This window comes from Amycolatopsis japonica (assembly GCF_000732925.1).
GTDB lineage: Bacteria > Actinomycetota > Actinomycetes > Mycobacteriales > Pseudonocardiaceae > Amycolatopsis > Amycolatopsis japonica.
The window spans coordinates 1,714,250-1,738,805 of sequence record NZ_CP008953.1 but is presented as its reverse complement, the minus strand read 5'-3'; the positions used below and the strand labels follow the sequence as shown (position 1 = coordinate 1,738,805).

Sequence of the window (24,556 nt, the reverse complement as noted above, 5' to 3'; positions counted from 1 at the left end):
ATCACTCCTCCGTCTGCGTGTTCTTGGTGACCACGACTTCGAGTTTGGCGAAGTCGTCCTCGATCCGGACTCCCTGCGTCGGGTACCAGGCCCGCATCGCGACATTGGTGCCGTGCCATTTGGGCTTGATGTCGGTCCAGAACTCGACTCCCCTGCGTCCTTCCGGCAACGGGCCGCGGTAGGCCTGCACCACCGGCGCGCTGTCCCCGTAGACGGGTGCCCTGCCCCAGATCTCGCGGGACGCCGACTGCATCCCGGCCACGCCGGCGTTCTGGCTCGTGCTTTCCAGCCGATGGAACGGACCGTACCGCGCCGGGGCGCCCGGCGACGCCGGATCGGCGTCCGCGATCAGCTCGAAATCCGGGCTTCCGCCGTATCTCAGGACCAGGTCCGCCCCGGCCTCGAGAAACCCGTCCGCCGGTTTCCCTTCCGCCCCCACGTAGAGGTACACCACCTTGCCACCGGGTGGTACGACCCCGCGGTCGAAGGGGCGGGAATCCGGTGAGACGGCACCTCTGGCGAAGACCCGGACCTCGGTCCCGTCGGCGAGCCGCCCGTGCAGGTCGAGTCCCGCCACGAGCTCCACGGTCTTCTCGATCTTCAGGCCCGGCAAGCCCAGCGCCGCCAGCCGCCGGGAGCTCAGTCCGCTCAAGCCCTTCGCTGCGCTTTCGAAGGGAACGTCGGTGAACGGCAGCAGGGCGAGGGCGACCGGCCGCTCGGGCAGTTTCAGCAACCAGCCCGTCTGCGGGTCGAGGAACACGATCCCGTATGGCCGCCGAACCACCAATGCGACGTGCTCGCGTGCCAGTCCGTCGTCTCCGGTGTGGACGATGTCGATGACCGCCATCGCGCCGACCGGACGGGAATTCATCGCGGCGATGACACTGTCGTAGCTCACGCCGTGACCGGTCTCCCACACACCTCCGAGGCGGTCGGAGACATACGCCAGCGTCGCGGCTTCCTCCGGCAGGACCGGACCGGCCGTCACCTCTTCACCACGCAGGCGCAGCACGAAGGCGACCACCGCCTTGGTGCAGTTCGTCCGGTAGCCGTCTCGCTCGGCGTCGGGCGAGTGGCCGTTCGGATTCGTCTTGGGCAATTCGGGGAACTCCGCCGCGATGAGCCGTTCCGCGTCGGCCCGCCGCACGGAGCCGTCGTGGATCGACGGCGACGAAGTGAGCGGCGTCGCCTTGGCCAGCTTCGAGAAGTCCGCTTGTGACGACGCCGATGCCGCGGTGCGGTTCCGCCACGTCGGCAGCCAGCTCCCCGCACCCCGGGGCACGGTCCCCCAACCGGTACTGGCCGGCCAGTCCAGTGTGTCCAGTATCGGTGGCGAACTCCACGGTGCGGGGAGCGCCGCCGCGGCACTGGTCTTGCCGGGACCGGACGGCCAGTCCGGGGCGGGTTCCTGAGTCGCCTTCGCCCAGTCCGCCGAACTCAGCCGCTGGTAGCTCACGATGGCGTTGTTCAGGTCCGCGTTCCCCACCCAGACCGGTTCGCCGTTGCCACTCCGGCGATAGTGTTCCAGCAGCGTGACCACTCGGTCGGCGAGCCGCGCGAGTTCGACGACGGCCAGTCGCCGCGCACCGATCGTCTCGTAGTCGCCCCAGTCCTTCGTCGTGTCGAGCCGGGTGGACTCCGCCGCGATGGAGCGCCGCGCTTCGAGGAGTGCGGCCTCGTAGGGAGCCGCCCAGTCCAGGTTCGGCCACAGATACTCGGCGATCTCGAGCGGTTTCAGATTACGGAGGGGCGTGGGCGGCTTTTCCGGCGGCCGGGCCGCCATGAACGCGGCGACCTGCCGCATGGCGTCGAACGCCTTCGGGGCCAGGCCGAGCACCGCGGGCCGGTCGGCCCGCCGTGCCTCCGCGGCGACCGCCTCGGCGGACATGGTCACCTTGGCGGTGACGAACCGCTCCGTCTCCGCCTGCTCCGCGGCCCTCTTGTCCGCCTTCTGCTGGTTGGTCGCGGCGATGTTCTTGTCGCTCGCTTCTAGTTCGGCCTTCCGGTGCCACCATTTGCGCCAGCCGATCACCGGCCCGGCGGCCGCGACCGCGACGGCGGAGACCGCGAGTGCCGGACTCGCCCCGGACAGCTCGACGGCCCCGACAGTGGCCGCGGCGCCGATCGCCGAAACCCTCGTGTAAGCCTTCATGAAGTCCGCTTTCGAAGCGAATCCGGGACGGATCGCCGCTTCGTCCGATGTGGACACCGATCGCGGCTCCGTCCGCGGCGGCTTCGGCGATCCGAAGAGAACCGCCGCGTCACGCAACCGCCCCCAGAAGCCGGGCCGCGGCCCGACCGCCGACTCGGCCAGCTTCAGAATCCCTTCGCGTTCCTTCGCCACCTGTGGACTCGCGAGATAACGCAGTTGCCGCTCATCGAAGGTCCGCCTGGCGACGGTGTGCTCCAGTTCGGTCTGGTCGAGCTTGTTCAACTGCCAGACCGCGATGAACAAGGTGGCGAGACTGCGGCCTGCGCCATAGGCGAACATGGATTCGAAGAGGGTCAGATGCCGCGCGAGGAACGCGCTCTGGTCGAGCGTCCCCGCGGCGGTGCCCCGGAACGTCCGCCTGACGATCTCACTGAAGTAGGGCAGGATGTCCGGTGTGTTGGCCGCCTTCCCCAGCCCGAGCGGCTTCGGATCGCGGTGCGCGAGACTGAGGCTCTTCGGTTCTGGGCCGGGGTCGAGACCGAGACGCTTCGCCAGGTCCACATAGACCTGGACGTCGTAGGCGGCCAGCAGGTGGTCCAGCTCCCTGGCGTTGTCATCGATCTTCCTGAGCTCTTCTCCCTTCTGGATCTGCGTCCGCCGCCGTTCGGCGAGGGGCTGCAAGAGCGCGGCGACCCCCGCGAGAGCGGCGATGCTGAGCACGGACGCCCCTGTGAGTCCGAGGGGGATGCCCACGCCGATCCCGACACCCGCACCGGTCAACGGCGGCAGGGCGAACCGCCGGACGTGCTTCCCCAGACTCTGGGCGAGATCGGGCCGCGGCCCCAGCCGTGCGAGACCCGCCTGTCGTTCGGAGGGCGCGGACGGCCCGTGGTGGGCGGGCACGCCGACCTGAGCCAGGTGACCACGTACCTGTCCGGCCGACGCGGCGCCGGCGTCGATCCTGCGTGCCGTGGCGTCGTACACCCGTCCCTTGGCTACCTGTTCGTCCTTGGCGATCTCCCATTTCCGGGCCATCCCCGCACCGAGCAGAGCGTTGACCAGACCGAAAACCGCCCAGGCGATGCCGCCTCCCCCGGAGCCCAGCATCATGAAGACACCCGCCGAGATCCCCGACGGGAGGACACTCGTGTAGAGGCCGGTGACCGCGTGGGTCTTCGTCGCGAGGTAGCCGTCCGTCACCTTCGGCGGGAGGTGGCGCCGGACCTCCCACCTACCGGGTTCACCCGCCAGTGCCGCAATACGGTAGTCGCTCCCGCTCTGGTTCGGATCGAGACCGAGGCGGCCCAGCAGTTCCACGATCGCCTTGCGCGTGCGGGCACGCGCCGGTGGATTCAGCGCGGTCCGCTGGAATTCGCGGTCGAGGACGACGACCTGTGCGAGATGTCCGCGGTCGGTGGGAGTCAGCTCCGGCCTGCGGTCGAGATCTCCCTCCGGGTCGAGATATCCCGGAGTGGCGGACCCGCCGTCGGCGAGATCGGCCGCGCCGGCGGCGAGGGCGTGAGCGAGCGCCCGGGGAACGGCGCCGGGCGCGAGCCGTGCCGACACGACGATCCGGAGGACGTTCCTCGCGGGGTCCCCGACCGGTCCCCGGGCTGATACCGACCACAGCGCCGCTCGGTCCCCGAGCCAGTCACCGACTTCGGCGACGACCGTGAACCGCTGATCTCCGTCACCGGCCACTATGGACGATCGGACGTACTCCGCGAGCACCGTCAGCCCGGCGGCCTCGACGGCTTGGGAGAAGGCGCGCGCGAGCTCGCCTTCCAGTTCCGGCCGCGCCGGCGCGGCCACGGCGGCACCGCGGATTTCGATCGACGTCCAGCCGCTACCGAGTGGCGGAGCCGGCCTGGCCGGGCGGGCCTTCGCCGCCTCGGCGGCCGCACGGTCCAGCGCCGACGCGAGATCGCGGTGCTGTTCAGGTGTCAAGGAAGCGAGCAGCTTGGGGATTCGCCGCGGCTGGGGATGTTTGCGCGCCCCCGCCAGTTCCGCCGCGTGCGCACCCAACAGCCGGACGATGTCCGAATGCCCCGAAGCGGCCGCCTTCGCCATCGCCGCCTGACCGTCAGCGGAGAGTTGCTTCCACACCTTGGCCGGAACCTGGGTCGGCCTCGACGGAAGCGACGGCTCGGAAGTCCTCGCCGCCGGCACGGTGGTGGCTTTCACCGAAGAGGGCGGACGCTCGGGGTGCGGCCACTGGCGCTGCGGGTGCTTCTGCCGTTTACCGCCCAGCGGCCCGAATGGAGCCTGCAGGTCCATATCGGCCAGACCGGCCGCGAAGAGCTGGTCCCGGCGTCCTTGATTCCATCTGATCGGAAGCGCCGGTTTGCTTTTCGCGACCAAATCGACGTTCTGCAGGGGATCGAGGTGCAGGACCGCGTAGGCGCCGTCCGAGATCACCTGCTTGGCATAGGGAACGTCGACCTTCGACGCGAACAGCACGAAGAGCTTCGTGGGGCGGGCGGTGAAGTCCTCATGAGCGCCCTGGTTCCGGAGCTTGACCGCCAGATCGTCCTCGTACCTTTTGGTCCCGTAGTCCAGTTTGCTGCGCTTGACCTCGATCCACACCCTCGTGCCGTCCGTGAGCTCACCGAGGATGTCGATGTCGGACAACTCTTCGCCGTTCGGCCGGTAGATCTTGCGGTCCAAGGCGATGATCTTCAGTCCCGGCAGGCCGAGCCGCGCCAGCCTTTCCGGATCCGTATGACTCAGGTCCGCGAGCCGAAGCGCGCTGCGGAGAGTGGCTTCGAAACCCCTGAGGTTCTCCGGATTGCCGCCCACGTCCTTCGCGGCGATCTTGCCCGCCGGATCCAGACCGGTGAGTTTCTCGAACGTGAGCCTCAGGTTGCGGTGCAGCTCCTCGTACAGCTCGGCGACGTTGGTGACTCCGTGTCCGGCCAGCCTGTCTATGACCTGGTGAAGGACCAGCCACCTGTCGAGGATGGGACGAACGTCGTGGAAGAAGAGCGTGCGCCCCATCTCGGCGGCGGAAGTCGGCGTGACCTGTTCGGTGAACAGCCGGCGCAGGATGTCGAACCGGGCTGCGTCCAGGTCCGCGACCCGCTGCAGTGGAGTGCCTCGTACCGAGGTCAGCTCCCCGATCCGGTTGTTGAACTCGGACAGCGCGACCTGCAGGCCTTTCGTCTCGATCAGTTTCGCGAACGCTTGCTGCACGTCCACGGGCATCTTGTGCCAGGCCGGAACGAATTTGGGGGGCAGGTTGTCCGGTGGCGGAACCCTGGCCAGCCACTCCGCCAGCGAAGCGGACACGTCGCGGGAAAGCCCCTTCTCCTGTGCCAGCCAGGTCACGAAATTCGCCAGGGCGTAGCGGCCGGCCTTCGGTCCCACGGTCGCGGCCAGATCGGCGAGAGCTCGCTGTTCTCGGGCCTTCAGCTCTTCCCAGAGCGGGATCAGCTCGTCCGGCAGATCGGCGGGACGGGCGGGGGCGGCGGGCCGAGCCGGATGCGGCTCGTGGCGCTGGGGGTGCCGAGGCCGGACGTTGCGGGCGAAAAACGGGTCCAGCAAGGGAAGTTCGTCCGGTACCCGGCTTTCCCGCCCGTGGGGCAGCACCGCGTCGAAACCGAGCGCGCCCAGGTCCCCGGCGACCTGCTTGATCCCCGCGGTGCCTTCGAGCGATGCCGGGGCGCTGAGCACGAAGTACCGCTTTACGGCGGCGGACGACGGCGCGACCGACTTCGCCGCGCTGTCGAGCAAGTTCGCGGCGTCCTTCTCACTGGGCCCGGCGAGCCGCCCGACAGTTACCCACACCTCGGTTCCATCGGCGAGCCGTGCCTTGATGTCGATGGTGCCGAGAAGCTCACCCTCGGCTGAGAACACCGGTTCCCGGACGCCCTCGATCACCACCCCCCGCGGTCCCTTCGCGGCGAGCTCCCAGGCTGCGACGAGGGCGGATTGCACGTTGTCCCGCAAGTTCCGCAGGAGTTCTTTGAGCCGCGGCAGGTCCCCTGTCGCTTCGAGCAGCTTTTCGACCTCCTCGGGCGGCAGGAAACCGGCCGCCCACATGAGCTGCTCGAGAAGTTCTTCGTGCTCCCGGACCGCCTTGTCGTAGGCGGTTATCGTGTCGGAGTTCAGCGAAATCGTGTAGGGGAACCAAAGCCCTTCGGGCGAACCGAGGATCTGGTACTCGGGCTTGGGCTTTCCCTCGGTCGCGGGTCGTGGCCTGACCGGCTGTGCGTCGAGGATTCCCTCCAGCCGTTCACGGAAGGCCGCCCGTTGCGCGTCGGTCAGCGACGCGAGCCGGTCCGGGAGTCCGATTCGGTTCGGGATACCGGGCTTCCCCGTCAACTCCGTCAGGACGCGTTCCAGGATGAACGCGATGTTCACTCCGGCGGCGGCGAGTGCGTCGAGGAGGTCGCGCTCGGTTTCGGTCAGCAATTCCCGGATTTCGGGAGGAACCACGCTCGGCTGGTCTTCCCTGGGGCCGAGAGGGAAATCCGGCGCGATCGGCTGGTGCCGGGACGGGATCTCCACCGGCCAGGCGGGCACCGCGTGCTCGGGCACCGCGGACGGTCGCGGAGGTGGAGAGGTGACGGGCGCGCCGGGCCACGGCGGATTCGCCGACGGCAGCACGGGAACCGACTCGTCCGGCAGCAAGGGCAGCTCGACGGGAGCCGGGTCGACCGGGCGAACGGTGACGTCGGGTGGGTCGACGGGCGGGACGATCTCCACGGGCGGGCGATCCGGCCCACCGGGGGTCAGCGGGGAAACCGGATCGGCGACGCGGTCCGGAACGGCGGGAAGTTCCAGCGGCCGCTCCGGTACGCGCGGCGGCTCGGGGTACACCGGCCGGTCCGGGCCGACGGGTGCCACCGGGACCGTCGTCCGGCCCGGCGGGTTCCGCACCTCGCCGGGAGGACGTGGGAAGTCCACGGTGGCCGGTGGCGGGAAGCCCACCACCGGCGCGGGCGGGGTCCCCACGACCGGCCGCGACGGGAAACTTGTGGGAGGGCGGACCGGATCGCCGATGGCGGGCAGCCTCGGATCGGTCACCCGGGGGAGGCCCCCCGCTTCACCCGAGCGCACCTTGTCCGGATCGGGCTTCACCGTCAGCGGCTCCGCCTCCGGATGTGGAAGCGGCTTGGGAGCGCCCGAAATCACGTCGCCGATGGTGGCCTGTTCGGCGAGCCGAGCGGTGGCCGGGCTCGGCGAAGACCGGGTGGAGTGGACCGGCTGCGCAGGCTCGGCCCGCGCAACCGGTGCCTCCGCCCGGGCGCCCGCGGCCGACTGCTCGGCCGCGCGTTGGAGCGCGGGGGTGACGGGATCCAGCACCGCGGTCGCGACGCTGCCTCCCCCCGTTTCCGGTGCCGGCCCCGACCCGTCGTCGGTCCGTGCGCGACCGGAACCGCCGGGGCCACTGGGTGGCGGCTCGTCCGGCGTCCTGTCCGGCGAGCCTGGCGTGCCTTCCTCCGGTGAGTCCCCAGGGCGGCGCGGCCCGGGTTCGCCGTCGCCTTTCCACTGTCCGCTCGCCCGCGCCTCCTCGATGCCCACGTGCCCGGCTTCGCCCAGCTTCCCTCGCGCGAGGTCGTCCAGGCGGAGGACGTCCCGGGGGTTCACGGGAGGTCCGTCGTCGCCGTGGCGAGGACCGTCGCCGTCGGCGTGTTCCCCCGGCGCACGGCCTCCCTCGTGACTGCTGTGCTGGGGAACGGTCCTGCCGTTGTCACCGCCTCGCGGGGTGAGCGACTTCGCCGGTGGTTGCCCTTGTTTGCCTTGATCACCGAGTCGCTCGGTGTTCGCCGGGGGACGCTCACGATGCACGGGATGCGCGGCGGCGTTGTCCGACGGCGGCCCTGAAGGGTTATCGGCCTTCCCGGTGTTCGGAGTGGACGGTTCCACACCGCGAGGTACCTCGGGCGGCGGGTCTCCCTTCCACCTTCCGCTCGCGTGGGCCTCCGCCGCACCGGCACGGCCGGCCTCGCCCAGCTTGCCGTTGGCCAGCTCGTGCATGCCGACGGTGTCGAACACGTTCGTCGGCGGATGCCCGGCCTTCACCGGGGATTCCTGTCGCTGCGGCGAAGGCGGCGGAGGCGGTTTGTCGCCCGGCCCGTTGGGGGCGTGGTGTTCCGGACGGCCGCCCGGCCCGGGTGTCTCGGCGAGATCGGCGTTCCGGGCGGGTTGACCGGCATGCGGCGGCTCGGCCGCGAGTGACTGTTTCGGCGGGGTCGACGGCGGATCCGGTGTATGGGGCGGGCGGCCGCCGGGGCCTGCGACGCCGCTGTCCGGATCGCGCGGACTGTTCCCTCCGGTGTCGTGCGGCCGGGCCACCGGGACATCGGCGCCGGGGCCGGCATGCCTCGCCAGGCTTTCCCCGACCGAACCCGGCAGCGGTCCGAGCGGGTTCCGGATGACCTGCGCGGCGGTCTCCGCACTGATCCCGCGGTCGCCCCTGACGACACTCCGGACCTTCTCGAGAGCGTGGGGCGCGTTCCTGATTGCCAGTTCGGTGACCGTGGGGACCTTGACCAGAGCCTCCCCGCCCCGCCCCAGTCGCGCTCCGGCACCCGACACCACCTTGCCGACGCCCGAAAGGCCGGAGACCCGGCTGGCGGCCGCCCCCGCGCGCGAGATGCCCGCCCCGGCGGCGCGCGTGACGGATCCGGCCCCGCGCAGGCCGACGAGGGCGGCGACGTTCACGAGCGTTCCGCCGAGGGCGTGCCCCGGATCCTCTCCCCACTCGCCGTAATGGATGAACTGCTTCCCGAAATCGAGCAGCACCCCACCCAACTCGCCGCGCTCTCCCCCCGGCAGACCGACGACGAGGTCCACCCAGCCGAGGCCATGGGTGTACGCCTGCACGGCCGCGCCGAGCTTGGCCATCCCGCCCCATGCGAGCACGGCGTTCGACAAGCTCCAGCTGGAGCCACCGAAGGGGCCGTCCGCGTAGCCGATCAGGCCACCCATCATCTTGGCCAGGTTGACAAGTCCGTCGTAGATCCCGCCGACGAAACCCGGGTTGGCGATCTTGGGAGTGGCGGCGGGCGCGCTGTCCGGATCGGTGATCAGCGCGGCCGCGGCCGTCACCAGTTCCGCGATGTTCTTCGCCACGGCCCTGGCGAAGAACCGCTGTGCCGCCTCACCTCCGGGATTGAGCAAGGATCCGCCGTCATCCAGGTGGCTGTAGATGAAGCTGTGATAGGAGATCGTTTCCCGGATCTGGGTCTTGACGAAGTCGAGGATCTCCGCGTAGCCGTCGTAGGCCTTTCCCAGCCCCTCCATGGCGGGCGGGACCTCCCTGACACCGCCTTGACCTTCCAGGGTGCCGTTGTTGATCCTGGTTATGCCGTCATACAGCGCATAGCCGTTGGGATCGGGCCAGGACGTGCGCAAGCCCTGCGCGATGAGGTTCGAGGAGTCGACGGCCGTCTTCAGCGCGGCCGCGCCGTCCTTCCACGCCGTGGCCATCGCGCGAGCGGCCGTCTCGCTGTCCGGCGGCCAAAGGCTGTCCTTGGCGTAACCGCCCTCGGTGAGGACGGCGTTCCACAGGTCGCCGCCCGGCTCGCGGATGTCGCCCTCGCCGCTCATGGTCTCGGTGGTCCCTCAGGAAGACAGGGCGTCGGTCGCCGCGGCTTCGCCGTCCAGGTAGTACCCGACGGCCTTCTTCCCGCCGTCCGCCGCTCCCTGATAGAAGCCGGGCATCTGGTCGACGATCTTGCTCACTTCGTTCGACGGCGTCTCCAGTGCACCTTTCAACGCGATACCCATGGGACCGCCGAAAAGCGCGCCCGGCGCCTTGATCCGGTCGTGGGCGCTCTTCCACCCGTTCGCGAGATTCGTGCTCGCGGTGCGCAGTTCGTCCAGCTTGCCCTGGGTCTCGACGGGATAGATGTCGATGAACCCGTCGGTGTTCCAGTCGACGCCCGTCATCGCGGGTCTCCGGCGACCTGCCGGTCGAGTTCGTGCAGGAACGGGTCGAGCCGCAAATCCGTCGTCTCGGCGGTCGCGTCCGGCGGGAGGTAGTCCCCGGCGATGGCGACTCCCTCTTCCTTCGCCAGAACGACCGCCCGCTGGAAGGTTTCCACGATGGCCCGCGCCAGCGCCACCGAATCCGGAGTGCGGTAGATACGGGGATCGAGCCAGAGATCGTGCACCTCGCCGGTGCCACCGATGGTGATGCTGATCAGTTCGTCGTCGGATTCCGCGGTCGCCCGGATCTCGGCCAGGCGCTTCTTCATCGCCCTGACGTCCTCGGCCATCCGCTCGTACTCGGCGTACATGCCGAGGCGCAAAGATGTGTCCACCGGCCCTCCTCGATCGGTTCCGGTCCAGTGTCGCCACGACGACCGGGGCCGGGGCGTCCATGGCCTGTTTCTGCCACGAGTGCGTGAACCGGTGCCCCGCGAGCGGAACATGAGGGCGATGAGACGACTTCGGATGGCGGCTGCCGTCGCCGTGCTGACCATGACTGTCCCTCAGACGCTCGGCGGCACGAGCGTGGCGAACGCGGCTCCGCCCGCCGGGGCCTGCCATGACGCCGCTCCCGCCCGCGCCCAGGTGCGCGCGCACCCCTGGGCGCAGCAGGTCCTCGCCCCCGAAAGAGCCTGGCCGCACAGCCGGGGAGCCGGTGTCCTGGTCGCGGTGGTCGATTCCGGGGTGGACGCCGACCATCCCCAGCTGCGCAGGCCGGGGAAAGTCCGCGCGGGAAGGGATTTCTATCTTTCGGGTGGCCACCCCGGCGCTTTCGACTGCGTTTCGCATGGCACGGGTGTGGCCGGCATCATCGCCGCGGATCCCTTGCCCGGCATCGGTTTTCGTGGGGTGGCCCCGGACGCGGAGATCCTGCCGGTCCGGGTGAGCGACCGGGATCTCGGCGATCAGGGAGAGCAGTTGCGGATCGACCCGCAGGTCGTCGCCAACGGCGTTCGCTACGCCGCGGACCAGGGTGCGAAGGTGATCAACCTTTCGCTGGCCGGATTCGACGACTTCGCCGTCATCCGGGACGCCGTCGCGTACGCGGTGTCCCGGGACGCTCTGGTGGTCGCCGCGGCGGGCAACGGCCAGCGGGACGCGACGATCGCCTTCCCGTCCTATCCGGCCTCCTACGACGGCGTACTCGGCGTCGGCGCGGTGGACATCAACGGCGCCAGGATGACCGGCTCACAGATCGGGTCCTATGTGGACCTGGTGGCCCCCGGCGCCAAGGTTCTGACCGTGGCGAGAGTGGACGGCCACGCCTACGTCGACGGCACCAGTTTCGCCACCCCGTTCGTGGCGGGCACCGCGGCACTGGTGCGCGCCGCCTGGCCCCGGCTGTCCGCACCCGAGGTCGCCCGGCGGCTGATCGCGACGGCCGCACCGTCGCGCGGCGGGAACGGCAGCGCGGCTTACGGCCATGGTCTGGTCGATCCCTACCGTGCCGTGACCGACGGTCTCGACACTCGTGCACCGGACGTGCTGCCCGCCCATGCCCCCCGCCCACCGGATCAGGCGCGGCTCGACCGGGCCGCGTCGGAAGAGAGCATCGCGGAAACGGCGCGATGGTGCACCGTGGCCGTGGTCGGCGCACTCGCCTTGGCCTTGCTGATGGCGCTGGTGGTGCCGCGCGGCAAGCGTCGCCGCTGGCGAGCGGGCCGGGCCCGAGCGGTGCCCGTCGAACCGCGGATCATCGAGCCACCGGAGCAGGTTTTCCTCATTTCCGGCCGGTAGGAAGGGCTTCCGTCCTACCGGCATGCCGAATGCCCGGCGCTGCGACGCGCCGGGCATTCGGTGTTCCGTGTTACGCCATACCCGCGTTCCCGAGGGCGTTGCACGCGCGGCCGAGCGCGTCCTGGCATTCGACGCCGGCCTTGCCCCAGCCCTGGCTCACGGCGCGGTGTCCGTCGGCGGTTTCGAGGTTCTGGTTGTGGCTGCGCTGGTTCACCTGAAGGTACTGCTGGCCGCTTTCGTCGTACCAGCCGTCGGTGGCGAGGGCACGCGCCCGCTGAAGTCGTTCGGCGGAGGCGTTCTCGATGCTGTCACCACCGTCGCGATACGTCCGGCCGCCCGCTTCCCCGCTGGCGAAGTCCCATTTGAAGTGACCGTCTACCGACATTTCCTACCCCTTTCAGGCCTGGTTCCCGATGACCTTCGAGACTTGCGAGACGCTGTTGTGCAGCGAGTTCTGGGCACCGTCCTGACCGCTGCCGAGGATGTTCACCGCGGTCGTCGGATTTTCGACGAGGGCCTGCTGGCCCCAGTTGAGGAGCCGCCTGTGGCTGTCCCCGGTCACCTCGTTGGTGCTGAACGCCGCGGACTGGACGACGCCCGCCATCCCGCCGGAGGCCAGCTCGGTGATCTGCCTGCCGAGGGAGTCGGCCCCGGCAAGCTGTTCGCTTTGACTGGTGTCACCGAAGCTGATGCCACCTCGCGCCATCGCGAAATCGATATTGACTTCGGGCATTCTTCGCCCCTCCTTGTTCTGACGTGAAATGTCTGTGTCACCGAAGCTAGTTCCGGGAGAGGCTCCGCCCCGGCGGACGGCACGTTCCTGCCACCGTCCCCTTTCGCGGCCCTCGGACGCGAACCATCGGGTGGGTGGCGACAGTCGTGGTGAAGAGACCGATGCGCAGGCCCGCTCCGGAAATGCCGGCGGGCGAGCTGATCCTGCAGGCCCCGCCGGAGATCCCGCCCCCACCGGGCAGGCAGTGGGCGCAGGTGCTCACGGTGCTGCCGATGGTGGCCATGATGGCGGCGATGCTGCTGATGTACTCCGGCAGCATGACCGGCTCCCTGCGCTTCGTCATCTACGGGATGATGGGTGTCGCCATGCTCGGCATGGTCGTCATGGGATTCCTGCAGGGCGGCGGCCCGAGCAAGCGGGAGATGGCCTACGCCCGGCGCAAATATCTGCGCCACCTCGCCCAGCATCGGCTGCGGCTGCGGCGTTCGGTGCGCCGCCAGCGGGAGGCGATGGAATATCTGCACCCGGACCCGGCGTCGCTGTGGTCCCTGGTGTCGAGTTACCGGCTTTGGGAACGCCGCAAGGACGATGTGGATTTCGGCGTCGCACGGATCGGACGCGGCCCGCAGAACCCGGCCGCCACCCTGATCGCGCCCGACACGAAACCGCTCGAGGAGCTGGAACCGCTGTCCGCACTTGCGTTGCGCCGGTTCCTCACCACCTACTCCAGCATCCGCGATCTGCCGATCGCCATCGCGGTCAACGGGTTCAGCCGGGTCTACCTCCGCGGCGACCGGGACGCGGCACTCGGAGTGCTTCGGGCGATGCTCGCGCAGCTGGCCGCCCTGCACTCCCCGGACGACCTGCGGGTGGCCGTGTGCACCGGCGAGGATCGCCGCGCGGACTGGGAATGGGTCAAGTGGCTGCCGCACGCCCAGCACTCCGAACGCACCGACCTGCTCGGCCCGTTGCGGTTGGTGGCCCCCACCGTCCCGGCGCTGGAATCCATGCTGGAGGAGGAACTGGTCAAACGGCCTAGATTCGACCCGGAGTCCGACGGCCGAGTACCCGGCCCGCATCTGGTGGTGGTGATCGACGGTGGTTCGGTAGCGGGCTCGGACCATCTGATGACCGGCGGCGGCGTCGAAGGCGTGACCGTCGTGGACCTGACGACCATGCCGCCGAGGGCGCTGGACCGGACGACCGTGGTGCTGGCCGTGGACGCCGGCGGGGAATTGCTCAGCGAGACCATCGACGGCGAGGCCACACTCGGCAAGGCGGACCGGCTTGGCCAAGCGGCGGCCGAGGGACTCGCCCGTCAGCTCGCCCCGCTCCGCCTGACCGCGGGACTGCGCGGCGACGCCCCGATGACCTCGGAGCTCGGACTGGCGGAGTTGCTGGAACTGGGTGACCCGTACCGGTTCGACCCGGACGACACCTGGGAGCCGAGGCCGAACCGGGACCGCCTGCGACTCAAGGTCGGTATCCAGCCGGACGGGTCTCCGATCGAACTCGACCTCAAGGAGTCCGCACAGGACGGGATGGGCCCGCACGGATTGCTGATCGGGGCTACCGGCTCCGGGAAGTCGGAGCTGCTGCGCACCCTGGTGCTGGGCCTGGCCATCACCCATCCCCCGAGCTCGTTGAACTTCGCGCTGGTCGACTTCAAGGGCGGGGCCACCTTCACCCGGCTGGACGCGCTGCCGCACACCAGCGCGGTGATCACCAACCTCGCCGACGAACTGCATCTGGTCGACCGGATGACCGACGCGATCAACGGCGAGCTGATCCGCCGTCAGGAACTGCTGCGCGCGGCGGGAAACTTCTCTTCCTTGCGCGACTACGAGAAGGCGAGGACGGCGGGTGCGCCACTGCCCGAGGTCCCCACCCTGCTCGTGATCTGCGACGAGTTCTCCGAACTGCTGTCCGCAAAACCCGACTTCATCGACATGTTCGTCCAAATAGGACGGGTGGGTCGATCGCTCGGAGTGCATCTCTTGCTCGCTTCGCAACGGTTGGAGGAAGGCAGGCTTCGTGGTCTGGAAACCCATCTGTCCTACCGGATCGGCCTGCGAACGTTCTCCGAAATGGAGAGCAGGGCGGTGCTCGGCGTCGCCGACGCGTTCAAACTGCCACGGGCTCCCGGACACGGCTTCCTGAAGGTCGGGACCGAACAGATGGACCGATTCCGCTCCGCTTACGTCTCCGGGGTGTACCAGCGCGGTAGCGACGGCGGAGCCGCTGTCGCGATGGGCGGGGAGCACCTGGTGCTGCACGAGTACACGACGACCTACGTCGCCGCCGAACTCGCCGCCGACGAGGAGGAACCGGAACCCGCGGAGGATCCGGACACCGCGGTCGGCGAGACCCTGCTGGACATCCTGGTCGACCGGCTTGAGGGTCGCGGCACACCTGCCCACCAGGTGTGGCTGCCGCCGTTGGACGCGTCTCCGACGCTCGACGGGCTGCTGCCCGGCCTGATCGCCCATCCCCGGCGCGGGCTGTCCCCTAGCGGGTCCGACGCGGTCGCGAATCTGCGGCCGGTGCTCGGGATCGTCGACCGCCCCTACGAGCAGCGGCGCGACCCGCTCACCCTCGATCTCTCCGGCGCGGCCGGGCACGTGCTGATCCTCGGCGCGCCGCGGACCGGCAAAAGCACCGCGCTGCGCACGCTGATCCTCAGCCTCGCCCTCACCCACACCCCGCGCGAGGCCCAGTTCTATTGCCTGGACTTCGGTGGCGGCACCCTCGCCTCGGTCGGTGGCCTGCCCCATGTCGCGGGCGTGTCCGGCAGGCTGGACACCGGCGCGGTGCGGCGGACCATCGCCGAGGTCGCCACTGTGCTGGCCAACCGGGAAAAGCTGTTCGCGGAGCACCAGATCGACGGCATCGCGACCTATCGCAAGCTTCGGGCTGAGGGCCGTTTCGGCGATCAGCCCCACGGCGACGTGTTCCTGGTGATCGACGGCTGGCAAACACTCAGGGGGGACTTCGAGGGCCTCGAAGACATGGTCGGTGACATCGCCGCCCGCGGGCTGTCGTACGGCGTACACGTCGTGACGGCCACCGCCCGTTCGTTCGATCTCCGGATGAACGTCCGGGATCTGTTCGGCAGCAGGCTGGAACTGAAGATCGGCGATCCCATCGATTCGATCATCGACCGGCGCGCCGCGATGAGTGTCCCGGCCGACGCACCCGGACGGGGGGTCTCGATGAGCAAGCATCAGGTTCTCCTGGCCCTGCCGCGAACGGACGGCCGGAACACCACCGAAGACCTCGCGGAGGGCACGGCCGAACTGGTCGGGGCGATCGGCGCCGCGTGGCCGGGGCCGCCGGCCCCGTCGGTGCGGCTCCTGCCGGGTTTGCTCGCCTACGAGGAACTTCCCGCCACGGACGAGCTGAGTGGCGCCGACGCCGGACTCGCGGTCGGCATCCACGAGCGGGACCTGTCCCCGATGCGTCTCGACTTCGCCGCCGACCCGCACTTCTTCCTGCTGGCAGACACCGAAAGCGGGAAGACGGCCTTCCTGCGCACAGTGGCCCGCCGGATCGAAAACGCGTACCGGCCCGACCAGGCCCGCATCGTCGTGGTCGACCACCGGCGAGGACTGCTCGGCGAGATCGGCGACGACCACCTGCTCGGCAGCGGCACCAACGACGCGCACAGCCGCGAACTGCTCGGGGAGGTGGCCGAAGCGATGACCAAACGCCTGCCGGGCAAGGACGTCACGCCCGAACAGCTGCGCGCGCGCAGCTGGTGGGAGGGGCCGGAGATCTTCGTGCTGGTGGACGACTACGACATGGTCGCCACGCACAAGCAGCATCCGCTGATGCCGTTGCTCCCGCTGGTCGCTCAGGGCTCCGACATCGGGCTGCACGTGGTGCTCACGCGCCGCTCGGGCGGCGCCGGAGCCGGGTTGTTCGAGCCGTTCCTGTCTCGCCTTCGCGAGGTCGGCACGCCCGGCCTGATGATGTCGGGCGACCGGGACGAAGGTCCGTTGCTGGGCGGTATGCGCGCGCAGGTACTCCCGCCGGGACGGGGCTGGCTGGTCGATCGCCGTGGCGGCAAGGGACTCGTCCAGCTCGCCTGGCTCGAGCCGCGGGCGTAGACCGGCTGGCCGGAACCGGCCGCCCACCCCCGGCGGCCCGGCTGGGGTGGTGGGCTTGATCAGCAGACCGACGCGAGCACGGAAAGGGAGGGAACATGAGTGGCAGGGTCGACGCTTGGATACCGGCGCTTCGGACGTTCGCCAACAATTTGCACCAGCAGGTCAACGCCATCCCGGCGCCCACGATCGACCGGGAACCGGGTGCCGGTTGCACGCTCATGCAGGAATGCGAGGCACTGGCCGCCGCGGACAAGTTCGTGACCGGCGAACTCAAAGCCTTCATGACCGCGGCCGCCGAAGGATTCCAGACCTTCGAAGACCTCGCCCGGCGATGCGCGAACGAATACCAGAGCGCGGGCGAAGCGGCCGCGACGGCGATCCAGGGATTGTCCGACAAGGTGAACCGTGGCCCGCAACCACCTTCCGCCCCCGCGCCGGACATCCCCTTGCTCGGAAACCCCTACGCGCCCAGCCTCTGACCGGGACGAGAAACGAAATGGCCAGTTATACGAGGTTTTCCCTCGACGAGCAGCTCAACATCCTCCGCGGCGAGATCGCGCACACCTATCCCGCGCTCAAACAGGCGAGTGAGATGTGGAAGTCCGTGCAGACCTGGCTCAACCCTGCGAGCCGTTCCCTGCGTGAGTCGACCAACGCGCTGGAACCGTTCTGGGACGACGAAGCCGGGCGCCGGATGGTCCAGTGGCTGCGCGACACTCACACCGGCTCGCTGGGTCCATGGGAACGCGCGGCCGCGGAATCCCATGTCGTGGAACATATCGACAAGCTCACCGCGATGCTCATCCTGAACGCGTTCACGTTCGCCTCGGAGGCTACGAAAGCGGCCAACGACCCCGACTACGAAGAAACGGCCAGGTCGGTCGTCGGCGCGAAACTCGACGAAATGGCGACACAATATCTACGCACCGGGCAGGCCATGCTCGCCGCTCGCAGTCGCCCCTGGAACGGGGCACGGGGCGAGGTCGACCCCGGCGTCGACACCAGTTCGTCTCCGGCAGGCCCGGGCACGCAAAACCCGGCGTCCCCCACCTCGCCGTCGAATCCGGCCCCCGGCCAGGAAACACCGGCGAACCCGGACCAGCCGCAGAGCCCCACCGAGGACCCGCTGCAGGACGCACTCGAGGCGGCACCTGGGGCACTGGACGCCTTGACCAGCGCGCTCGAATCGTTGCAGCAGCTGGCAGGTGGCGGACAGAGCATCCCCGAGCCGGCGGCGCTGCCGGATCCGACGGGCGGGCTGCCCTCGTGGGATCCGTCGTCCATGTCGCCGTCCGGGCTCGGTGACCCGTCGGGTATGCCGAGCCTGGCAGGCGGTGGCGGCGATCTACCCGGTGGCGGCGGCGGTGCCGGCGGGCCGGGTACCGGTCTGGGAGCGGGCACCACGGCGGCGAACCCGGTATCGCCTTCCGGAACCGGTGCCGTCGGAACCGCACTACCGCCCGTCGCGACAGGGACCGGTGCGCGGTCCGCGGCCGGGACGGCGGGCTCCGGCGCGATGCCGCCGATGTATCCACCGCAGTCGGCCGGAGCGCGGGGAAGCGGCGGCGGGGTGAATCCCGGAAACGCCGACCGGGCCACCGGCAGGCAGCGTGAGCGGAAGCCCGGTGGCACGCCAGGTGTGTCCCTGATGGGTCGTGCGGGAAAGGGCCGGGCGGCGAAGGGGGCGGCGGCACCGTCCGCCCCACCCGGCGCACGGCGGGATTGGGACACGGAGAACGACGGCGTCCAGTTGCTCGACGAAGAACTGTGGCAAGTGGACCCGGTGCACAAGAACCAGGAAGAGCCGCGGTTCCACGCGGGACGATGAGGAGGGGCAGATGCCCGCAACCGAGATCAACGGCAACACGACGGCGATGAGCGCGTATTCCACCAAGCTCACCGCTCCAGCCCAGCCGTCGTCACTGACCCGGCCGGGGACGGCGGACATCGCCGGGATGTTCGAAGGGATCGCGATGTCCCTGTTGGACAAGGCCGCCGCCGCCGAGATGGCGGCGCTACTGGCCAAGATCACCGAGGACATGGCCACCGATTCGACGACGGTCAAGGCGATCGCCGCCGACTACACCGCCGCGGACGCGGCCAGCGCGCTGACGCTCGCCACGTCGACCATCAAGCTCGCAAAGCAGGGTTTGAGCCTGCTGAAGCAGGCGTCGGGCTCCATCGGCCAGGCACCCGGATCCACCGAGGAAAAGACCGACACGTCCGCGGCCGACGGCTCGCAGACCCAAGCGTGAGGAGCGATCGATGATCCCCTACCAGCTGCTCCCCATCGAGATGCACGATGTGATGGCCCGCGCCGAAGCCAAAAAAGTCCCGGCCCTGCTCGAAGCCGCGACCATGTGGCGGGACGTGCGTGGCTGGATCGACACCACCGCCGCGGAGATCAGCACCCGGGTCGGCGAGCTCACTCCGGAGTGGACGGACGAAGCCGGACGGAAGCACGAAGAGAAGGTCCAGCGGACCCTGGCCGAGCTCAAGTTCTGGGGAGACCGGATCGATCTGGCCGACCCCGCCGGGAAACTGACGACGCTCGCCTCCGACGTTTCGGCGACCGCGGCCGCGGTGGCGACGTTCTACGCGGAGTACCGCATCGCCACCCTCACTCCGTTCGGCGCGGCAGCGGCTTTCGCCCTCCAGCAGGCGTCAGGCATGAAAATGACCGAACTGGGCGGGAACTTCGACTTCTCGATGCTCAGCGTCTGCGCGGCGGCCGGTATCCAATCACCGGCCGATCTGCTGCCCGCGCAGCAAGCCGTCTCGGCGGAGGGCAACTCCCCCGCGGACTTCATCGCCGCCGCCGAAGCCGGAATGACCGCGCTGACCGAACTCCAGAGCCTCGCCGAAACCGCGGGGTCGTTCGCCGACGGCGGATCGTCGGACATCGACCTGCCGACGACCGGCGACGGGGCCGGATCGGGCACCGGCTCGTCCGGGCTCTCGCTGGCAGGCCTCGGCTCCCTGCCGACGGTGCCAACGGCGGGCGTCGTTCCCCCGATCGGCGGGCTGCCGGGTGGTACCGGCACTCCGCCCATGCCGGCGGGACTGCTGGGCGGGATCGGGGCGGCCGCTGGAGCCGGCGGTCTTCCCGTCTCCGCGAAGCCGGTCGTCGGCAAGCGGGCCCCTAGCCTGGCGTCGGAGGTCCAGCCGGGCACGGCGAGCCCCACCGGAGCGAAGTCCGCGAGCACGGGGATACCCCCGATGACGCCACCACACGGCGGCGGTCAGGCCACCGCAGGCACGCTACGGCCCGGCTCGGGCGACCAGCCGACCGGACGCAACGGGGCGGCGCGGAGGGAGTCTTCCGGCCGGAGCGACGGTGTTCCGGCGAAGCTGCGCGGCCGGGCCGCCAGCGGTAATCCGGACGGCGAGTTCACCTTGGCGCGCGGTCGCCGGTCGGATGAGTCGGACACGGGTTCGGTGCAGCTGCTCGACGAAGATCTGTGGCGGCGCTGAACCCGGACATGGCTGAAGGGAGCTTTCCCCGCATCGCATGCGGGGAAAGCTCCCTTCTTCGCGTCAGGGTCCCTCAGCCGCCCAGGGTCTGGCGCCGCGCGGCGGCCGGGTCGAGGCTCGGGCCCTCGGGCAGCCGCGCCACCAGACCGGCGGGAAGCCGCACCGGACGCGCCGACGGGTACCCCAGCATCTTCAGTACATCGGGCGAAGCCAGCGGATAGCGGCGTCCCATGTCGGTCACCACGGTGAGGGTTCCGACAGCCGCGGAAGGGGACGGCATCGCTTCGACGACGATCGCACTGCCGGGCGGCACGTGGACGCGGTCCGCGAGCGGGGTTCCGGAGGCGGTCCGGCGGGCGGTGGTGGACATCGGATCCGCGGGCGGCATCGAGGGATCGACGGTCAGTGAAGGAGCCGCGGAACCGTCGCCGAAGGTCGCGCACACGGTGGTGTCCTGGTCACGCAGGCGCGCGATGGCCGGGCGTGTGGCGGGTGCGGCGCCCACGTCGGCCTGGACGGGGTCCAGTTGCCGGGACATGGTCGCCAGTGAAGGCGGCAGCGGCACGGTTTTCGGTTCACCGCCGGGATAGGCGGCGAGCATCTGGGCGCTCGCGCGCTGGACGTCGTACTGCAGTTCGCTGATCGGCCGCAGGGCGTCCCGTTCGGCCAGATAGTGCTGCTGTCCCCCGCCGGAGGTCTGCACCATCAGCAGCATCCCGTTCCGGATGTCGGTCCGGCCCGGTACAGCGGTGGACACCTCGCCCGGCGCCGCCACCGGCAGCGGGCCGATCGGCGTGCCTTCCGGGAGCACGTCGAGCCACGCCCGGCCGACCCGCGCCCACGGCTCGGCGGTCAGCGCGAGTCCGGTGCCGACGGCGCCGTAGTCGGTGATCCGGTGCCGGTGCCCGCGCCACACGACGAACCGGTCGCCGGTCGACGTCGATTCCACCAGCAGCGCCTGGTCTCCCAGCTCCGCGCCGCCGGACGGCGAGGCGCCTGCCAGCAGCACCGATTCCTCGATCCTGCTGCCCGCCAGGTCGCTCGCGGGCGCGGAGCACAGCGACCACGATCCGGTGAGCAGTTTTTCGGGGCCGGGCAAGCCGTCCGGCGCGTCGGCGATCCCGATCCGGGGTCCTCGCGGGACTCCGGCGAGCGACTCGCGCGAAACCCGTTCCGTGGTGCCGTGTTCGCCGAGCAGCAACAGGGCGGACGCGTAGTTCGCGACGGGATGCAGCCGTTCGTCCAGATAGACGTACCGGGTCCCGCTCTCCTTCTCCACGATGACGGCGGCGTTCTTGCGCCACGCGTTGTTCCCGCCGGGCACGATCATCCCGTAGACCCCGACGCACGCCAGCGCCACGATCGCCAGTGCGACACCGGCGAAAGCGGCACCGGACGGGCGGCGGAACGGCGGCTGCTCCGGGTCGGTCTCCCTCGTCACGAGCGCGGAAATCGCGCGCTGCACCAGGAATTGGTAAGCCTGCAGCTGATCCCGTTTGGACGCCATGGTTTCAGCCCCCCAGTCCGCGCACGTAGCCGTACAGGCCGAGCACCGAACACGCCACCGGGACGACGGCGATCGTCACCAGGATCTCGAAGTACTCGGCGATCCGGCCGAGATACGGGTTGGCGGCGCGGGTGCTCAGCACGACACCGGAGGCGATCACGCCCGCCGCCACCGCCAAGGAAAGCGGCCCGGCCAGCACGAGCAGCAGCGAGCGGTCCGCCATGAGCGGGCCCGCCAGCAGGCAGCCGGCGCCGAAGATCCCGGCCACCAGGATCGGCGTCCGTTGCCGCAGGATCGGATACAGCCGCGCCCGCACCAGGAATCCGGCCGCGAGCAGGGCGACGAGGACGACCGCGGCCTCGCTGTCGCTGCGGATCAGGTGCATCTGGCAATACATGGCGACGATCGCCGCCCCGCCCAGCATCCCGGTGAGCAGCGCGTCCGCTCTGGCGACGGCGGCGTGCACGAGGTCGAGCGGTGGCTGGGGATCGTCGCGGACCAGATCCGCGGTCGACCGCGGCAGCACCGGCATCGGCACCCGGCCGAGCCGCAGCGACAGCGGCGCGAACGTGGTCGAGAGCACCAGCACCGCGCTACCGATCACCGCCGCCGACCGGTAGCCCGCCAGATCGTCGAAGGTGGCCAGCCAGCCGCCGAGCACCCCGAGCAGCCCGACGGTGGCGGCCCCGGCGAACAGGGCGGGCGCGGCCGTCACCCCCAGGTGACCGACGACGGCCGCGAGCAGCAAGGCCGCGCTCGCCAGCAACAGGTGACCGGCGGACAGCTCGCCGATCGGATCGTCGCCCGCCAGCAGCAGACCGCCACCGGCGAAGGCGAACGGGAGCGCGACGGCGGCGAGTACCGCCCCGGCACCGGCGTCGCGCAGTGCCCGCGCGAGCAGGACACCCGCCGCCAGCAAAAGCGCTGAGACCGCCAGCGCCCACGCCGCCGGTGACGTCCACGGCGGACCGGCGCGTAGTACCGCGAGCAGGCCGAAGGACATCGCCACCGCGCCGACGGCCAGTCCGGCCTGCCGCGTGTGCCGCGGTCCCCAGGCCTTGCCGGTGCGGCCGGAGCCGGTGGCGATGGCGTCCACGAGGTCGTCGTACTCGGGCTCCGGCCATTCGGCGCGGCGCGGCGTCAGATGGAGGATCTCCCCGTCCCGGACCCGGTGCGCGCCCAGCGTCCGGTCCAGATCGAAGGCCGTCCCGTCGGCGCGGCGCAACTGCCAGCCGCCGCCGGCGACGCCGTCGTCCGCCATTCCCTCACCCGCCCGCGCGAGCAGGCCGGGGAGGATTTCGGCGACGGACGCGTGTTCCGGCAGCGCCATGTCGATGCGCCGGTGCGGAGTGGTGATGGTGACCCTGACCAGGCCGGCAGTCTGCATGGGAAAAGGGTCGGCCAGCGACGGGTCCGCCGGGCACCGGCGGCAGGAACCTGCCGCCGTGAAAGTACTCCGGATCCGGACTTCTTGCGCGACAATGGGGTCATGAGCATCGAGACAGGGCTGCTCGCCCAGGGCCCCATCGCGACCGTGTACGCGGGCAAGGATCCCGCCACGGGCAACGACTTCGCGATCAAGATGTTCCCCAGCACCTTCGACCGCGAGACCTCCGCTTGGCTCGAACGCGAGCGGAAGGCGCTGGCGGCGGTGCGCTCGACGCGTTCGGTCCTGCAGATCGACGACGTCCTGACCCACCCCGACGGCCGGTCCGGTGTCCGCCGCGAACTGTGCCCGGGTTCACTCGCCGGTGTACTGGATTCCGGTGCCAGGCTGGGTGTTCCCGACGTGCTCGCCCTCGGCGCCGCGATCGCGTCGGCACTCGCCGCGGCGCACGGCGCGGACGTCCTGCACGGCGGTGTGAGCCCGCACAACGTGTTGTACCGGGCGTCCGGCGAGTTCGTGCTCGCCGACTTCGGGGTGGCCCTGCGGCGGCGATTCCCGCGCGACCCGATGTACGCGGTCGAGTACACCGCGCCGGAAACCCTGCGCGACGACACGCTTTCCCCCGCGTCCGACCTTTATGGACTCGGCGCGGTGCTCTACGTCGCGTTGACCGGGACGCCTCCGTTCCCCCGCCACACCGGGCAGCAGCCCGGCGAGCGGATCCTCCAGGTGCTGCGGGAACCGGTCGCGCCGATCCAGGATCCGGCCGTCCCCGGCGAGCTCGCCGCCACGATCCTGCGGTTGCTGGCCAAGGAACCGGCCGACCGGCCGCAGGACGTCGCGTCGCTGGCACGGCTGTTCACGAAGCTGAGCCGTCCCGGTGGCGAGATCGTCACGGGCGATTCCTCAGACCTGCCAAGCGAAGAAGAAGAGGTCGAGGTCGAATTCGACGACTTCGCCCAGGTTCACCGGCCCGCGGTCCCGGTCCACTCGGCCCCGGCGCCCGTTCAGGTGGTGCAGGCGCCGCCGAGGGGCGGCCGCACCCTGATCCGCGAGTTCAGCGGTCCGCTCAAAACCGAACGCGGGTTTCCGTGGAAGCCCGTCGCGCTGGCGGGCGGCGGCGTGCTCGCCGCCGGGCTCGCCGTGCTGCCGCTGGTCCTCGGCCCGGCGGAGATCGGCGGGCAGGCCGTCCCGGTGGCGGCCGCGATCCCTTCTCCCGCAGCGGCTTCCGCGCCGGCGCCGGACGTCAAGCTGGCGCTCGCGCCGCCGCAGGACCAGAGCGATCACGTGCAGCTGACGTGGACCGCGGAAGGCGAACTGGATTTCGTCGTGATCATGGCGGGCGAGCGGCTCGAGACGAAACAGCTCGTCGCCCACCGTCAGCGCAGCCTGGACGTCCCCGTCGACCCGGCGCGCCGGTACTGCTTCCAGCTGAGGGCGACCGACGGACGGCACATCTACACCACCGAGCCGGTCGCGATCCGCGGCGCCCGCTGCAACCCGTAGTCCGTGAAGG

Annotated in this window: 14 protein-coding genes; 7 read left to right on the top strand and 7 right to left on the bottom strand. The window is 70.3% G+C overall.

Annotated features, from left to right (window positions below; all coding sequences use genetic code 11):
* Window position 1: 1 nt before the first annotated feature.
* From AJAP_RS08530 to AJAP_RS08520, 3 genes are read right to left on the bottom strand one after another with little or no spacing between them, the layout of a single operon-like run.
* Window positions 2-9,709, bottom strand: a complete 9,708-nt coding sequence (locus tag AJAP_RS08530; protein WP_038509480.1) for a WXG100-like domain-containing protein — start codon at window positions 9,707-9,709, stop codon at window positions 2-4.
* 15 nt (window positions 9,710-9,724) lie between these two features.
* Window positions 9,725-10,051 carry a hypothetical protein gene (locus AJAP_RS08525; RefSeq protein WP_038509478.1) on the bottom strand — a complete coding sequence of 109 codons (327 nt, stop codon included), beginning with the start codon at window positions 10,049-10,051 and terminating at the stop codon, window positions 9,725-9,727.
* A complete protein-coding gene (locus AJAP_RS08520; RefSeq protein ID WP_038509476.1) occupies window positions 10,048-10,425 on the bottom strand; it encodes a YbaB/EbfC family nucleoid-associated protein in 378 nt (125 codons plus the stop codon). Before AJAP_RS08520 ends, AJAP_RS08525 begins: the two co-directional genes overlap by 4 nt.
* Window positions 10,426-10,543: 118 nt before the next feature.
* On the opposite strand from AJAP_RS08520, the gene mycP reads away from it, so the two are divergent.
* On the top strand, window positions 10,544-11,830 hold the full coding sequence (gene mycP, locus AJAP_RS08515; protein WP_228694897.1) for a type VII secretion-associated serine protease mycosin: 1,287 nt from the start codon (window positions 10,544-10,546) through the stop codon (window positions 11,828-11,830).
* 70 nt (window positions 11,831-11,900) lie between these two features.
* Here the strand turns inward: mycP and AJAP_RS08510 are convergent, their stop codons facing one another.
* Both AJAP_RS08510 and AJAP_RS08505 read right to left on the bottom strand, forming a co-directional pair.
* The gene (locus AJAP_RS08510; protein ID WP_038509473.1) at window positions 11,901-12,215 is read right to left on the bottom strand and encodes a hypothetical protein; all 315 of its coding nucleotides are present in this window, start codon (window positions 12,213-12,215) and stop codon (window positions 11,901-11,903) included.
* 12 nt (window positions 12,216-12,227) lie between these two features.
* Entirely contained in the window at window positions 12,228-12,563 is a 336-nt protein-coding gene (locus tag AJAP_RS08505) for a hypothetical protein (protein ID WP_038509471.1), read from the bottom strand.
* A gap of 134 nt (window positions 12,564-12,697) precedes the next feature.
* Here AJAP_RS08505 and AJAP_RS08500 point away from each other — a divergent pair, with 134 nt between their 5' ends.
* The 5 genes from AJAP_RS08500 to AJAP_RS08480 all read left to right on the top strand — a co-directional run bounded on the left by AJAP_RS08500 (window position 12,698) and on the right by AJAP_RS08480 (window position 20,146).
* Window positions 12,698-16,672 carry a type VII secretion protein EccC gene (locus AJAP_RS08500; protein ID WP_038509470.1) on the top strand — a complete coding sequence of 1,325 codons (3,975 nt, stop codon included), beginning with the start codon at window positions 12,698-12,700 and terminating at the stop codon, window positions 16,670-16,672.
* 95 nt (window positions 16,673-16,767) lie between these two features.
* Window positions 16,768-17,151 (top strand): hypothetical protein, encoded by a 384-nt coding sequence (locus AJAP_RS08495; RefSeq protein ID WP_038509468.1) that lies wholly within the window; start codon window positions 16,768-16,770, stop codon window positions 17,149-17,151.
* Between the two features lie 17 nt (window positions 17,152-17,168).
* Entirely contained in the window at window positions 17,169-18,500 is a 1,332-nt protein-coding gene (locus AJAP_RS08490; RefSeq protein ID WP_038509466.1) for a hypothetical protein, read from the top strand.
* Window positions 18,501-18,510: 10 nt separating this feature from the next.
* Entirely contained in the window at window positions 18,511-18,927 is a 417-nt protein-coding gene (locus tag AJAP_RS08485) for a hypothetical protein (RefSeq protein WP_038509464.1), read from the top strand.
* A 10-nt stretch (window positions 18,928-18,937) separates the two neighbouring features.
* Window positions 18,938-20,146, top strand: a complete 1,209-nt coding sequence (locus AJAP_RS08480; RefSeq protein ID WP_038509461.1) for a hypothetical protein — start codon at window positions 18,938-18,940, stop codon at window positions 20,144-20,146.
* Window positions 20,147-20,219: 73 nt separating this feature from the next.
* Here the strand turns inward: AJAP_RS08480 and eccB are convergent, their stop codons facing one another.
* A complete protein-coding gene (gene eccB / locus AJAP_RS08475; protein WP_038509459.1) occupies window positions 20,220-21,653 on the bottom strand; it encodes a type VII secretion protein EccB in 1,434 nt (477 codons plus the stop codon).
* A gap of 4 nt (window positions 21,654-21,657) precedes the next feature.
* Window positions 21,658-23,040 (bottom strand): type VII secretion integral membrane protein EccD, encoded by a 1,383-nt coding sequence (gene eccD, locus AJAP_RS08470; RefSeq protein ID WP_038509457.1) that lies wholly within the window; start codon window positions 23,038-23,040, stop codon window positions 21,658-21,660.
* 102 nt (window positions 23,041-23,142) lie between these two features.
* Here eccD and AJAP_RS08465 point away from each other — a divergent pair, with 102 nt between their 5' ends.
* Complete coding sequence (locus AJAP_RS08465) at window positions 23,143-24,546, top strand: serine/threonine protein kinase (protein WP_038509455.1); 1,404 nt, start codon at window positions 23,143-23,145, stop codon at window positions 24,544-24,546.
* The last annotated feature ends 10 nt before the right edge of the window (window positions 24,547-24,556 follow it).

Coding starts and splice junctions, on each gene's coding strand:
- AJAP_RS08530 (WP_038509480.1), bottom strand. CDS start 9,709: ATGAGCGGCGAGGGCGACATCCGCGAGCCGGGCGGCGACCTGTGGAAC.
- AJAP_RS08525 (WP_038509478.1), bottom strand. CDS start 10,051: ATGACGGGCGTCGACTGGAACACCGACGGGTTCATCGACATCTATCCC.
- mycP (WP_228694897.1), top strand. CDS start 10,544: ATGAGACGACTTCGGATGGCGGCTGCCGTCGCCGTGCTGACCATGACT.
- AJAP_RS08510 (WP_038509473.1), bottom strand. CDS start 12,215: ATGTCGGTAGACGGTCACTTCAAATGGGACTTCGCCAGCGGGGAAGCG.
- AJAP_RS08505 (WP_038509471.1), bottom strand. CDS start 12,563: ATGCCCGAAGTCAATATCGATTTCGCGATGGCGCGAGGTGGCATCAGC.
- AJAP_RS08495 (WP_038509468.1), top strand. CDS start 16,768: ATGAGTGGCAGGGTCGACGCTTGGATACCGGCGCTTCGGACGTTCGCC.
- AJAP_RS08490 (WP_038509466.1), top strand. CDS start 17,169: ATGGCCAGTTATACGAGGTTTTCCCTCGACGAGCAGCTCAACATCCTC.
- AJAP_RS08485 (WP_038509464.1), top strand. CDS start 18,511: ATGCCCGCAACCGAGATCAACGGCAACACGACGGCGATGAGCGCGTAT.
- AJAP_RS08480 (WP_038509461.1), top strand. CDS start 18,938: ATGATCCCCTACCAGCTGCTCCCCATCGAGATGCACGATGTGATGGCC.
- eccB (WP_038509459.1), bottom strand. CDS start 21,653: ATGGCGTCCAAACGGGATCAGCTGCAGGCTTACCAATTCCTGGTGCAG.
- eccD (WP_038509457.1), bottom strand. CDS start 23,040: ATGCAGACTGCCGGCCTGGTCAGGGTCACCATCACCACTCCGCACCGG.
- AJAP_RS08465 (WP_038509455.1), top strand. CDS start 23,143: ATGAGCATCGAGACAGGGCTGCTCGCCCAGGGCCCCATCGCGACCGTG.